Annotated in this window: 12 protein-coding genes; 8 read left to right on the top strand and 4 right to left on the bottom strand. The window is 73.4% G+C overall.

What is annotated here, in order from left to right; all coding sequences use genetic code 11:
* Positions 1–24: 24 nt before the first annotated feature.
* The 4 genes from OIU81_RS08945 to OIU81_RS08930 all read left to right on the top strand — a co-directional run bounded on the left by OIU81_RS08945 (position 25) and on the right by OIU81_RS08930 (position 3216).
* The gene (locus OIU81_RS08945; protein WP_006602644.1) at positions 25–615 is read left to right on the top strand and encodes a DUF5998 family protein; all 591 of its coding nucleotides are present in this window, start codon (positions 25–27) and stop codon (positions 613–615) included.
* Positions 615–1805 (top strand): alkaline phosphatase family protein, encoded by a 1191-nt coding sequence (locus tag OIU81_RS08940; RefSeq protein WP_329145616.1) that lies wholly within the window; start codon positions 615–617, stop codon positions 1803–1805. Before OIU81_RS08945 ends, OIU81_RS08940 begins: the two co-directional genes overlap by 1 nt.
* A gap of 69 nt (positions 1806–1874) precedes the next feature.
* Positions 1875–2540 (top strand): thymidine kinase, encoded by a 666-nt coding sequence (locus OIU81_RS08935; protein WP_329145614.1) that lies wholly within the window; start codon positions 1875–1877, stop codon positions 2538–2540.
* Between the two features lie 127 nt (positions 2541–2667).
* A complete protein-coding gene (locus OIU81_RS08930; protein ID WP_329145612.1) occupies positions 2668–3216 on the top strand; it encodes a GNAT family N-acetyltransferase in 549 nt (182 codons plus the stop codon).
* Between the two features lie 29 nt (positions 3217–3245).
* Here the strand turns inward: OIU81_RS08930 and OIU81_RS08925 are convergent, their stop codons facing one another.
* The gene (locus OIU81_RS08925; protein WP_329145610.1) at positions 3246–4022 is read right to left on the bottom strand and encodes a VOC family protein; all 777 of its coding nucleotides are present in this window, start codon (positions 4020–4022) and stop codon (positions 3246–3248) included.
* Positions 4023–4273: 251 nt separating this feature from the next.
* Between OIU81_RS08925 and OIU81_RS08920 the strand changes: the two genes are divergently transcribed.
* Positions 4274–5113, top strand: coding sequence for a sulfurtransferase (locus OIU81_RS08920; protein WP_329145608.1), 840 nt, complete (start codon positions 4274–4276; stop codon positions 5111–5113).
* Positions 5114–5194: 81 nt separating this feature from the next.
* Here OIU81_RS08920 and sepH read toward each other — a convergent pair whose 3' ends face one another.
* Positions 5195–6256 (bottom strand): septation protein SepH, encoded by a 1062-nt coding sequence (sepH, locus tag OIU81_RS08915; protein ID WP_329145606.1) that lies wholly within the window; start codon positions 6254–6256, stop codon positions 5195–5197.
* A 497-nt stretch (positions 6257–6753) separates the two neighbouring features.
* On the opposite strand from sepH, the gene OIU81_RS08910 reads away from it, so the two are divergent.
* On the top strand, positions 6754–7941 hold the full coding sequence (locus OIU81_RS08910; RefSeq protein WP_329145604.1) for a hypothetical protein: 1188 nt from the start codon (positions 6754–6756) through the stop codon (positions 7939–7941).
* A 100-nt stretch (positions 7942–8041) separates the two neighbouring features.
* Here the strand turns inward: OIU81_RS08910 and OIU81_RS08905 are convergent, their stop codons facing one another.
* On the bottom strand, positions 8042–9385 hold the full coding sequence (locus OIU81_RS08905; RefSeq protein WP_329145602.1) for a D-arabinono-1,4-lactone oxidase: 1344 nt from the start codon (positions 9383–9385) through the stop codon (positions 8042–8044).
* Between the two features lie 255 nt (positions 9386–9640).
* Positions 9641–10915: an MFS transporter gene (locus tag OIU81_RS08900; protein WP_329145600.1), complete on the bottom strand. Its 1275-nt coding sequence runs from the start codon at positions 10913–10915 to the stop codon at positions 9641–9643.
* 176 nt (positions 10916–11091) lie between these two features.
* Here OIU81_RS08900 and OIU81_RS08895 point away from each other — a divergent pair, with 176 nt between their 5' ends.
* Together OIU81_RS08895 and OIU81_RS08890 are read left to right on the top strand one after the other, a co-directional pair.
* Entirely contained in the window at positions 11092–12246 is a 1155-nt protein-coding gene (locus tag OIU81_RS08895; RefSeq protein WP_329145598.1) for a ferrochelatase, read from the top strand.
* Positions 12247–12290: 44 nt separating this feature from the next.
* Positions 12291–13136 (top strand): inositol monophosphatase family protein, encoded by an 846-nt coding sequence (locus OIU81_RS08890; protein WP_443073950.1) that lies wholly within the window; start codon positions 12291–12293, stop codon positions 13134–13136.
* Positions 13137–13196 lie beyond the last annotated feature (60 nt).

Below are 13196 nucleotides of genomic sequence, written 5' to 3'. Positions count from 1 at the left end.
GGTACGCCCCGTAAGATGGACCCCATGGCTAAGACCGGTACGACGACCCAGGGACTGCGTGCGGCGATCGAGCGCAGTGGCTATTACCCGACGCTCGTGGCCGAGGCGGTGCAGGCCGCGGTCGGCGGTGAGCCGGTCGTGTCGTACCTCGTCCATCAGGAGACGACCTTCGACGCCAACGAGGTCCGCCGTCATGTCACGGTCCTGGTCCTGACCGGCACCCGCTTCATTGTCAGCCACACCGACGAGCAGGCCGCCGACGCCACCTCCCCGTCGCCGTACGCCACCACCTCCACCGAGTCGGTCAAGCTCGGCCGGATCTCGTCCGTGGTGCTCAGCCGCGTGGTCGCCAACCCCGAGTCGTACACCCCCGGCCAGCTGCCCCGCGAGGTCGTGCTGACCATCGGCTGGGGCGCGGTCGCCCGCCTGGACCTGGAGCCCGCCGCCTGCGGCGACCCCAACTGCGAGGCGGACCACGGCTACACGGGCTCCTCCACCGCCGACGACCTCTCGCTGCGGGTCAGTGAGGCCGGTGACGGACCGGACTCGGTGCGCGAGACGCTCACCTTCGCCCAGGCGCTCTCCGAGGCCACCGCGGCCACCACCACCCGCTGATGGCCCACACCGTCCCCGCCTGGCCGGAACCCGAACCGCTCGACCCGCTGGCCGCCCCCGCGCCGCGGTACGGCACCGGCTCGCTCGCCGATCTGCTGCCCGGCATCGCCGCGGGACTGGGGATACCCGGCGTGCACACCTCGCTGGAGCTGACCCCCGCCGACCGGGCCTGCGTCTTCCTGATCGACGGCCTCGGCTGGGAGCTGCTGCGCGACCACCCGGAGGAGGCGCCGTTCCTGACCTCGCTCCTGGACACGTCGTGCAACGGCACCGGCCGCCCGCTCACCGCCGGCTTCCCCTCCACCACCGCCACCTCCCTCGCCTCGGTCGGCACCGGCCTGCCGCCGGGCGCCCACGGCCTGCCCGGCTACACCTGCGAGGACCCGGCGACCGGCGCCCTGATGAACCAGCTGCGCTGGTACCCGTGGACCGACCCCCATGTCTGGCAGCCGTATCCGACGGTGTTCCAGCGCGCGGACGCCGCCGGCATCCACACCTGCCAGGTCTCCGCACCGAACTTCCAGCACACCCCGCTCACCAAGGTCGCGCTCAGCGGCGGCACCTTCCACGGCCGGCTCTCCGGCGAGGAACGGATGGACCTCGCCGCCGAGCAGCTCGCCGCCGGTGACCGCTCGCTGGTCTACACGTACTACTCCGAGGTCGACGGCAAGGGGCACCGCTACGGCGTCAACTCCGATGCCTGGCGCGGCCAGGTGATGTACGTCGACCGGCTCGCCCAGCGGCTGGCCGAGCAGCTCCCGCCGCGCAGCGCCCTGTACATCACCGCCGACCACGGCATGATCGACATCCCCTTCGACCCGGAGTCGCGGATCGACTTCGACGAGGACTGGGAACTGCGCGCCGGCGTACGCCTGTTGGGCGGCGAGGGCCGGGCCCGGCACGTCTACGCCCACCCGGGCGCGGCCGCCGATGTGCTCGCCGTATGGCGCGAGGTGGTCGGTGAGCAGATGTGGGTCGCGAGCCGCGACGAGGCCATCGCCGCCGGGTGGTTCGGTCCGTCGGTCGATGACCGGGTGCGTGCCCGGATCGGTGATGTCGTGGCGGCCGCCCATGCCGACATGGTGATCATCGCGACCGAACGGGAGCCCCGGGAATCGGAGATGGTCGGGATGCACGGTTCGATGACCCCGGTGGAGCAGCTGGTGCCCCTCCTGGAAGTCCGTACCTGATCCACGCGGCCCGCCCCCCCCGCACTTCGCCACGCCCCCCCCACGAGCCCGAAAGGCCCGCAACTCCCCATGCCCGAGCTGGTGTTCTTCTCCGGAACCATGGACTGCGGAAAGAGCACCCTCGCTCTGCAGATCGAGCACAACCGCTCCTCCCGCGGCCTGCAAGGCATGATCTACAGCCGCAACGACCGGGCCGGCCGCGGCAAGCTCTCCTCCCGCCTCGGCCTGGTCACCGAGGCCGTCGAGGCGGCGGATGACATGGACTTCTACGCCCATGTCATCGGGCACCTCTCCTCCGGCGGCCGGGTCGACTACGTCATCGCCGACGAGGCGCAGTTCCTGGCCCCCGAACAGGTCGACCAGCTCGCCCGCGTCGTCGACGACCTGGAACTGGACGTCTTCGCCTTCGGCATCACCACCGACTTCCGCAGCAAGCTCTTCCCCGGCTCCCAGCGCCTGGTCGAACTGGCCGACCGGATAGAGGTGTTGCAGGTCGAGGCGCTGTGTTGGTGCGGTGCCCGCGCCACGCACAACGCCCGTACCGTCGACGGCCGGATGGTCGTCGAGGGCGCGCAGGTCGTCGTCGGCGACGTCGTGGGAGACGTGGACAGCCCCCAGGCCGAGGTCGGTTACGAGGTGCTGTGCCGGCGCCACCACCGCCGCCGCCAGACCTCGACGACGGCCCGCGCGGCCGCCCTCTCCCCGGACGTACTGCCCGTCGACGGCGCGAAGTAGCGGCCGCCCGCCGGCACCCGCGCCCGCACGCCCCACGAATGTCGGTGCGCCGGCACCGGCGCCCGATGGACGCTCTCCGCTTCGCGGGGAGGGAACCCACCGCTCCGCCCGGCGCGTCCTCGCGGGCATGACGCACACTCCGGTCCTGCTGCGCCCCGCCGTCCCCGCCGATCTCGACTCGCTCGTGGAACTACACACCCGGGCCCGCACCGCGTACTACCGGGCGGGCGGGCTCCCCGCGGCACAGATCGACACCCCCGACGGGCCGGCGCGGCGACGGGAGGGGTGGGCGCGCTCGATCCTCTCGGCCACCAGGACGGTGCGGTGCGCGCTGCGGAACGGCACCGTGGTGGGCGTGGTGGCCATGGGCCCGCCGCTCGGCCCCGGGAACCAGCCGCTCGGCCACGGGAACGAGGCGATGACCGTCGGCGAGCTGTACCAGATCCATGTGCTGCCCGGGCAGTGGGGACGGGGGATCGGCGGCCAACTGCACGCGGCCTTCGTACGGTTCCTGCGCGAGGCGGCGCTGCCCGGGGGCCGGGTCGAGGCATGGGAGCGCAACGACCGTGCACGGGCCTTCTACACGCGGCACGGCTGGCGGCCGGACGGACACCGGCGACCGGGACCGGCGGGCGCGTGCTACGTCCGGATGCGCCTGGACGCGGCCACCGCCTGAGCCCCACCGTCCCTGGTACGGCGGGTGTTTCAGCCCTGCTGGATGATCGTGAAGACGGCGCCCTCGCTGTCGGCGACGGTCGCCAGCCGGCCGTGCGCGGAATCCCGGGCGGCGTGCAGCACCCGTCCGCCCAGTTCGGTGACCCGGCGGGCCGCCGCGTCCGTGTTGGGGACGGCGAAGTACGTCATCCAGTGGGAGCCCCGGTCGCGGGGCAGGGCGGTGCCCACCCCGTGGACACCGGCCACCGGGCGCCCCTTGAGCCGCAGCGTCAGATAGTCGAGGCCGGCCGTGGCCACCGGCTCCGCCTCGAAGCCGAAGACATGCTCGTAGAACGGACTGACCGAGCCGGTATCGCGGGTGACCAGCTCGTTCCACACCGGTGTGCCCGGCTCGCCGGTGTGGACGGTGCCCATCGGCGACTTGCCCTGCCAGATGCCGAAGATCGCGCCCTGGGGATCGGAGCCGATCGCCATCCGCCCCGTGTCGTCGTCCGCGTCCAGCGGCCCGACGCCCACCGTCCCCCCGCAGGAACGGATCTGCTCAGCCGTCACATCCGCGTCGTCACTGGCCAGATAGGTGGTCCAGGAGACCGGGAGGTGGCGGTCGGGTGCCAGCTCACCGACCCCGGCGACTTCCCGGCCGTCGAGGAAGGCCCGGGCGTACGGACCGAAGTGCTGCGGCCCCGGGTGGAACTCCCAGCCGAACAGCGCGCCGTAGAACTCCTGCGTCGCGGACATGCTGTGGGCCAGGAGGCTCACCCAGCAGGGCGCGCCGGACATCCGCCGGGTCGCTGCCTCGGTCGTCATGGTCGCTTTCTCCTCGGAGTGTCGGGGGTGCCGACCCTGTGCGGTACGGGCACGGGTCCCGAGCAGATGCTCGCACCCGGTGACCTGGTGTGCGCCCCGGCCGCGCCGTCCACGGCGCGTTCGCGGGGGAGAATGCCCGATTTGAGGCCCCCGATCCGTTTCCGTGAGGTGACAACACGGCGCAACTGCGTCATACGGAGGGTGGGCTACCGCCTTCTGTACGTAGCAGTTGCTACGCAAGGATGAGTCCCATGAACGTCATCATCACCGCTACCGAACTCGCGAGCGAGCTGGCACAGCCCGCCGCCCCCGTCCTCCTGGACATCCGTTACCAGCTCGGCGGGCCGCCCGGCCGCCCCGAGTACGAGGCCGGCCACGTGCCCGGCGCGGTCTACGTCGACCTCGACAGCGAACTCGCCGCACCCCCCGGCCCGGCCGGCCGGCACCCGCTGCCCGACCTGGATGTGTTCGCCGCGGCCATGCGCGCCGCGGGGGTCCGCGCGGACCGCCCCGTGGTCGTCTACGACGGCGGCCAGAGCTGGGCGGCCGCCCGCGCCTGGTGGCTGCTGCGCTGGACCGGCCACCCCGACGTGCGTGTCCTGGACGGCGGTCTCGCCGCCTGGCAGGCCTCCGGGGGCGCCCTGAGCACCGATCAGCCGACCCCGCCCACCGGCGACTTCACGCCGCTGCCCGGCGCCCTTCCGCTGCTGACGGCGGACGACGCGGCCGCGCTGGCCCGCCGCGGAGTCCTGCTGGACGCCCGGGCCGCCGAGCGCTACCGCGGCGAGGTCGAGCCCATCGACCCGGTGGCCGGCCACATCCCGGGCGCCGTGTCCGCGCCGACGACCGAGAACGTCGCCGAGGGCGGCACCGTATTCCGTGACGCCGCGGAACTCGCCCGGCGGTTCGCCTCGCTCGGCGCCACGGCGGACACGGAGGTCGGCGTCTACTGCGGCTCCGGGGTCTCCGCCGCCCATCAGGTACTGGCGCTCGCGCTCGCGGGCGTTCCCGCCGCCCTCTACGTCGGCTCCTGGAGCGAGTGGACGGCCGACCCCGCCCGCCCGGTCGCCACCGGCCCGCAGGCCGGCTGAGCCCCCGTCACACGCCGTCCGCCCGCCCCCTGGAAGCAGGGGACGGGCGGACGGCATCACTGCAGGGGGAGCGCCGCCGCGCTACTCCGGCTTCTTCCGCCGGGTGCCGAAGACGATCTCGTCCCAGCTGGGCACCGCGGCGCGGCGACCGGGCCGGACGCCGTCCGCCTCGGCCTGCCGGTCCGTGGTCCCGGTCAGCCGGTCACGGTGGCCGGCCACCGCACGCGGCATCAGCACATCGGCGTATGCGGAACCCGCGCCCGCGCTGGCCGCCGGGGCGGCCGGCTCCTCGACCTCGGCCTCGGATTCCTCGTCGCTCTGCGGCGCCTTCGCGCTCTCCGGCACGATCATGTCGCCACGGAAGCTCGGCACCGCCTCCAGCAGGCTGGTCAGCGAATCCCGCTCGCGCTCGCGCTCACCGACGGCCTCCTCGGCGCCCCGCGACTCCTCGTCCTCGCCGCCGGACTGCCCCGCACGCTCGGACGGCTGCCGGTCCAGGGTGCGGTCCAGCGGCCGGTCGCGCGGCAGCCGCGCGATCCGCGGCACGAACGGGAAGCTCGGCTCGGGCGTGTCGTCGCTCTCGCCGATCAGTGCCCGTGCTTCGTCGTCCACGGCCTGGACGAGCCGCCTCGGCGGGTCGTACGTCCAGCTCGCCGAGTGCGGTTCGGTGGCGACGCGGTAGACCAGCAGCACCTCCCAGGTGCCGTCGTCGCGGCGCCAGGAGTCCCACTGGACGCTCTCCTTGTCGGCGCCGCGCAGCAGCAGCCGCTCCGCGACCGCCTCACCGAGCTGTGGGCCGGTGTTCTCGCCGGGGCGCCGCACCGGTGTCTTACGGGCCCGCTCGGCCATGAAGGCACGCTCGGCGAGCACCGGGCCCTCGAAGCGGCGCACCCGGTCGACGGGGATGCCGGCGAGCTGGGCGACCTCTTCGGCGGAGGCACCGGCTCTTATACGGGCCTGGATGTCCCGCGGCCGCAGATGGCTCTCGACCTCGATCTCGATCTGGCCCAGCCGTGCGCGGTCGTTGCGGACAGCGGCGCGCAGCCGTTCGTCGATCGGAAGCGTGTACTCGGTGCTGTCCGCAGCTTTGAGCACCAGCCGTGTGCCGTCGTTGGAGACGGCCACGACACGCAGTTCGGGCATGGGGACCTCCCGGGTGGTGCCTGCCGACGTCACGTGCGTCGCTGCTTCCGCTAGTCGAGTGTGGCCTGCCCGGGTGCAGCCTGCCACAACATTGCCGAGTTGCCCGGCGTGTCGAGGCTTGGCCCTGAAACGCCGTTATGACACGGTTACCTGTTCGCAACGCTCAGTGACCGTGCCGCTTGCCCTGTCGCCGTTCACCCGTGCCGGTCGGCGGCGCCCCGGGGCGAGTGCCGCCTTCACAGCCCCTCCCGTGGGTTCCGGGCAGCCGGACGGGAACCGGGGCCAGGGCTCGCCACAGTACTCCATTCGGACCACTGACGTGGACCGCCGCGCCGCCGAACTTCTGGGCGGGCAACGGAGTTGAGTCACCTTGTCGATCTCTCTACCTGGCACGTAGGTGGCAAGTTTCACAGATTCCCCAAAATCGGAACTTTTGGGTACTCCGAATGGTCACTTCTCCATGCAAGATGGATCGAAGGGGCTATCAAAGGTTGGAGATGGACGTAGAAACCGAAACCGACACGAAGAAGAAGGAGAAGCGGATAGACCTGAGCGTGGCTCAGGTGTCCGGCAGCGCGGTCGCCGCGGCTGCCGCGGCGTATCTCGCAGGCCAGCTCGGCGTCTACGGAACCTTCATCGGCGCGGGCGTGGTCAGTGTCGTGGCCACCACCGGGGGCTCGATATTCCAGCACCTGTTCCGGCGTACCGGCGAACAGATCAAGGAAGCATCGGTCATCACCCGGCCGAAGCCGCGCCGCTTCTCCGCCACCCGCAATCGATCCACCACACCCGAAGCGCGGCACCCCGCCTCCACGATGGTGTTGCCGACCTTCGACCGGCAGGGAGCGGAGGACGAGGTCACCTCCGTCGCCGCCAGAATGCCCGGGCCCGACACGGCCCGTACACAGCTGATCCCGCGGGCGGATTCGTCCGCACCCCGTGATCCGGCAGGCGCCTCGGAGGCCGACGACGCGACGCGGATGCTGCGCCCCGTCGATCCCGCCGCCCCCGGGGGACACGCGTCGGATCAGGCCGGTCCGGAGCGGCCGGCCGACCGTACACAGCTGGTGCCGCGTCTCGACGAGCGGACCGCGATGCTCGGTCAGGCGGCGGCCCGCGCGCCCGGCGCGCCGCCCGTGCGGCACCCGGCCGGATCGGCCGAGACGCTCAGCACCACGACGTACGGTTCCCGGCTGCGTGGCTGGAAGCGGCCGGCGCTCGGTGCGCTCGCGGTCTTCGTGCTCGCCATGGGCGCGGTCACCGGTACCGAGCTGATCACGGGGCAGACGCCGAACGGCGAGAAGGGCACCTCGCTGGGCAACATCACCCAGATCGGGGGGTCCGGCCGGCACCAGCCCAGCAGTCCGCAGTCGCCGGGATCCGGTGACTCCCCGGACGACGGCAAGCAGCACGGCAACGGCGATCAGCCCTCCCCGGACCCGAGCCCCTCGGACGGTACCGGCACGGGCAAGGACAACGGCAGTCCGTCGCCGGAGCCCAGTCCGTCCGACGGCGGCAAGACCTCGCCCGACCCGAGCCCCTCGTCACCGGACCCGTCCTCGAGCGGTTCCTCCGGCGACGGTGACACCGGAAAGGGTGACGGCTCGACCGGGGGTGACACCCCGGGGAGCCCGCAGCAGCAGCGGGGGTCCGACGGACGCAACCCCGCGCCCGGGGCCTCCTGACCCCGGACGGCCCGTCCGGAGCGACGGTCCGGTGAGCGGAACCGACACGGCCGCGGCCCGGTTGCCTGTGAAGGCGCCGGGCCGCGGCCGTCGTCGTTCGTCAGTCCCCCAGGACCCGCCGCAGATACGCGTTGGCGAACCGGCGGTCCGGGTCCAGCCGGTCGCGCACCGCGGTGAACTCGCCGAACCGCGGATAGGCGTCGGCGAGATGGGCGGCATCGCGGGTGTGCAGCTTGCCCCAGTGCGGACGGCCCCCGTGCGCCGTCATGATCCGCTCGGTGGCCGCGAAGTACGCCTGGTGCGGCGTCCCCCGGAACATGTGCACGGCGATATAGGCGGTGTCCCGGCCCGAGGCGGTGGACAGCGCGATGTCGTCGGCCGGAGCGGTGCGCACCTCCACCGGGAAGCTGATCCTGAATTCCGAGCGCTCCACCAGGGCCCTCAGCTCGCCGAGCGCCGCGACGGCGGCCGCGCGGGGCAGCGCGTACTCCATCTCCACGAACCGCACCCGCCGCGGGGAGGTGAACACGCGGTAGGGGATGTCGGTGTAGGTACGGGCCGACAGCGCGCGGCTGGAGAGCTTGGCGATGCCCGGGATGGCGGCCGGCACCGCCCGCCCCGCGGTGCAGGCGAGCTGGAAGACCCCGTTGGACAGCAGCTCGTCCTCGACCCAGCCGCTGACCTTCCCGGGGGGCGCGGCCGGGCCCTGGCTGCGGTTGTTGCGCTTGGTGTTGCAGCTGCCGGTGTGCGGGAACCAGTAGAACTCGAAGTGTTCGTTCTCGGCGACCAGCTCGTCGAACCGGTCCGTCACCTCGTCGTAGGGCATCGGCTCCTCGCGGGCGGTCAGCAGGAACTCCGGCTCCACGGCGAAGGTCAGCTCGCTGATCACGCCCAGCGCGCCCAGGCCCAGCCGCGCCGCGGCGAAGACATCCGGTCGCTCCTGGGCGGAGCAGGTCAGGCGCGAGCCGTCGGCGGTGACCAGCTCCAGGGCGGTGACCTGGGCGGCGAGTGACGCCGAGTCGCGGCCGGTGCCATGGGTGCCGGTGGCGGTCGCCCCGGAGACGGACTGCTCCATGATGTCGCCCATGTTGGTCAGCGACAGCCCGTGTGCGGCCAGCGTCTCGTTGAGGTGCCGGAGCGGGGTGCCGGCCGCCACGGTCACGGTGCCGGCCGCGCGGTCGATCCCGCGGATCCCGGTCAGCCGCTCGGGGCGGATCAGCAGTCCGTCGGTGGCGGCGGCCGGGGTGAAGGAGTGGCCGGTGCCGGCCGCCTTGACCGTGAGTCCGTCCGCGGCGGCCGCGCGGACCGCGGCGGCCAGTTCCTCGGTGCTCGCCGGGGTCACGCTCCGGGCGGGGCGGGCGGTGACGTTGCCCGCCCAGTTGCGCCACGGACGGCCCGTCGAGCCACGTCCTCCCGAGCCGCCGACGGCGTTGCTGACTGCCATGGTGACGTCCCCTCCCGCGTCCGGCCCACGTGGCGTGGGCACATGATGCCGGTCGCCGACGCGCTCTCCGGGCCGGATGACGTACATCACACACGCGGGAACCGGCCGCGGTCGCCCGGCTCCCGGACATGTCGTACCGACGGTAACTCTCCGGCGGGCGGCGCGTGTTCACTTCACGGCTCCCCGGTCGGTCCGGCTCGCCCGCCCGGCAGGCGCGCGAGCGGGCCGGACCGTGCGGCACCCTCCGGACCCGCCCTAGGCGACGCTCTCCTCGCCCTGCGGCCGCGGGAGGGTGCCGCCGTGCGCGGACGGCGCCCCGGCGGCCGCCGGGTCCGTCACCGAGGAAGCGGTCCGGGGGCGGAGCCTGCGGTAGCCCGCCAGGGCCACCAGGGCGCCGAGCACCCCCGCCGCCCCCGGCACCAGATACCCCCGGGCCGCACCGGCGGCGTCGACCACCCAGCCGGCCGCCGACGAACCCAGCGCGACGCCCACGGCCAGACCGGTGCTGGTCCAGCTCATGCCCTCGGTCAGCTTGGACCGCGGCACATGCTCTTCCACCAGCGCCATCGTGGTCACCATCGTCGGGGCGATGGACAGCCCCGCGAGGAACAGCGCGACGGCCAGCAGCGGCAGGGAGTCCACCAGTTGCAGCGGCACCATGCTCACCGCGATCGCGCAGACCCCCACCACGAAGCGCCGGGACGGATGCCCCGGCAGGTGCAGCAGTCCGAAGACGGCGCCGGCCGCACACGAGCCGAGCGCGTAGACCGCCAGCACCAGGCTGGCCGCTGCCTTGTGCCCGGCCTCCTCGGCGAAGGCCACCGTCACCACGTCGATCGCCCCGAAGATCGCCCCGGTCGCCACGAACGTCACCACCAGCACCTGCAGTCCCCGCGAGCGCAGCGCCGACCCCTTGGTGTGCAGCTCCCGCGGATGCGGCACCGGCTCCGTCGTGCGCTGCGCCGTCAGCCAGAAGACGCCGACGGCCAGGAAGACGGCGGCCAGCAGCGGGCCGGCCTCCGGGAACCACGCCGTGGACAGGCCGATGGACAGGATCGGCCCGAAGATGAAGCACGTCTCGTCGACGATCGACTCCCACGCGTAAGCGGTGTGCAGGTCGCGCGGGGAGCCCCGGTAGATCTCCGCCCAGCGGGCCCGGATCATCGAGCCGATACTGGGCACGCACCCCGCCCCCGCCGCGAAGACGAACAGGATCCAGTCCGGCCAGCGCTGCTGTGCGCTCAGCAGCAGACCGGCGACCGCGGCGATCGACACCAGGGTGGCCGGGCGCAGCACCCGGCTCTGGCCGTGCCGGTCCACCAGCCGGGAGATCTGCGGGCCGAGCACCGCGGCGGACAGCGCGAGGGTCGCGGACAGCGCGCCCGCCAGGCCGTAGCGGCCGGTCAGCTGGGAGACCATCGTGACGACGCCGATGCTCATCATCGACAGCGGCATCCGGCCCAGCAGTCCGGCGGCGGAGAACGACTTGGTGCCGGGGCGGCCGAAGATGGCGCGGTAGGGACTGGGCAACGGGGGCGCTCCGCCGGTGAGGACCGAAGATCGGTAAGGAATGTCTGCAGCCGATACAGCTTACGGGCCCCGCGCTGCCGGCCGCCTCCGGATTTCGGGCCGGCCGCGGGCGCTTCCCCCTCTCCGCGCCGGGGCCTGCCCGCCGCCCCCGGAGGAAGGGTGGCAGGATCGACGGCATGCCCGAACAGTGCGATCCCCGTCCTTATGACGCCCTGCTGCTGCTGTCCTTCGGCGGCCCGGAAGGGCCCGATGACGTCGTCCCGTTCCTGGAGAACGTCACCCGCGGCCGCGGCATCCCCCGTGAGCGCCTCAAGGAGGTGGGGCAGCACTACTTCCTGTTCGGCGGCGTCAGCCCCATCAACGCCCAGAACCGTGAGCTGCTGGACGCACTGCGCAAGGACTTCGCCGGGAACGGGCTGGACCTGCCCGTCCACTGGGGCAACCGCAACTGGGCGCCCTACCTGACCGACACCCTGCGCACCATGGTCCACGACGGACACCGCCGGATCGCCGTCCTGGCGACCAGCGCCTACGCCTCGTATTCGGGCTGCCGGCAGTACCGCGAGAACCTCGCCGACGCGCTCGCGACCCTGCAGGCCGAGGGCCTGGAGCTGCCGCAGGTCGACAAGCTGCGGCACTACTTCAACCACCCCGGGTTCCTCCGCCCGATGATTGACGGTGTGCTGGCGTCGCTGGCCGCCCTGCCCGCGGAGGTGCGCGACGGCGCCCACCTCGCCTTCACCACGCACTCCATCCCCACCGCCGCCGCCGACACCTCCGGCACGCCCGCCGAGCACACCCGGGACGGCGGGGGCGGCGCCTATGTCGCCCAGCACCTCGACGCGGCGCGGGTGATCGCGGACGCCGTCCGCGCGGAGACCGGCGTGGACCACCCCTGGCGGCTCGTCTACCAGTCCCGCAGTGGCGCCCCGCACATCCCCTGGCTGGAGCCGGACATCTGCGACCACCTGGAAGCGGCGCACGCCGACGGCGTCCCGGCCGTCGTCATGGCCCCCCTCGGGTTCGTCTCGGACCACATGGAGGTCAAGTACGACCTCGACACCGAAGCCACCGCCAAGGCCGCCGAGCTGGGACTGCCGGTCACCAGGTCGGCCACCGTGGGCGCCGACCCGCGGTTCGCCGCGGCCGTCCGCGACCTCCTCCTGGAGCGCGCGGCCGCCGAACGGGGCGCCGCTCCGCAGCGCTGCGCCCTGGGCGCCCTCGGCGCGGGCCACGACCTGTGCCCGGTCGGCTGCTGCCCGGCGCGCACCCCGCGCCCGGCCGCCGCCGGCGCCGACTGGCGCGGCCCGGTCGCCGGGGCCCCCGCGTAAGCCGTACGCCCGCCCCACCCCCGCCCGAGCGAGCAAGGAGCATCGTGCCCGACCCGCTGTACCCCAAGGCCCCGCGGACCGCCGACACACCGGCCGACGCGCCCTACGACGAACTCCTCGAACTGGCCCTGGAGGCCGCCCGCCGCGCCGGGGACCTGCTGCGCGACGGCCGCCCCGCCGACCTCGGCGTCGCCGCCACCAAGTCCAGCCCCATCGACGTCGTCACCGAGATGGATCTCGCCTCCGAGAAGCTGATCACCGCCTTCCTCGGGGAGCACCGCCCCGACGACGGCTTCCTGGGGGAGGAGGGCGCCAGCAGCGAAGGCACCAGCGGCATCCGCTGGGTCATCGACCCCATCGACGGCACGGTGAACTATCTCTACGGGCTGCCGTCCTGGTCGGTGTCCATCGCGGCGGAGAAGGACGGCGAGGCGGTCGTCGGCGTCGTGGCCGCCCCCATGCGCGGCGAGACCTGCCGGGCCGTCCTGGGCCGCGGTGCGTTCAACAACGGCGAGCGCCTCCACCACCGGCCCGCCCCGCCGCTCTCCGAGGCCCTCCTGGGCACCGGCTTCGCCTACCTCGCCGAGCGCCGGGCGGCCCAGGCCGAAGTGCTGCGCACACTGCTGCCGCAGGTCCGTGACATCCGGCGCGGCGGCTCGGCCGCGATCGACCTGTGCGACGTGGCCTGCGGCCGGCTCGATGCCTACTACGAGCGCGGGCTGAACCCCTGGGACCTGGCGGCGGGCGCGCTGATCGCCCGTGAGGCCGGCGCGCTCACCGGCGGCCGCCCCGGCTCTCCGGCCTCCCACGAGCTGACCCTCGCCGCCTCCCCGGCCCTCTTCGCGCAGCTCCAGCCGCTGCTGGAGGACCTCGGCGCCTGGCACGACTGACCCGGCCGCCCCCACGCGGGCATGACAGCGCCCCGGCACCATCCCCTGGATGCCGGGGCG

Source organism: Streptomyces sp. NBC_01454 (assembly GCF_036227565.1).
GTDB lineage: Bacteria > Actinomycetota > Actinomycetes > Streptomycetales > Streptomycetaceae > Streptomyces.
Note: the sequence above shows the minus strand (reverse complement) of the source record. Positions and strands in the feature narration are given on the sequence as shown.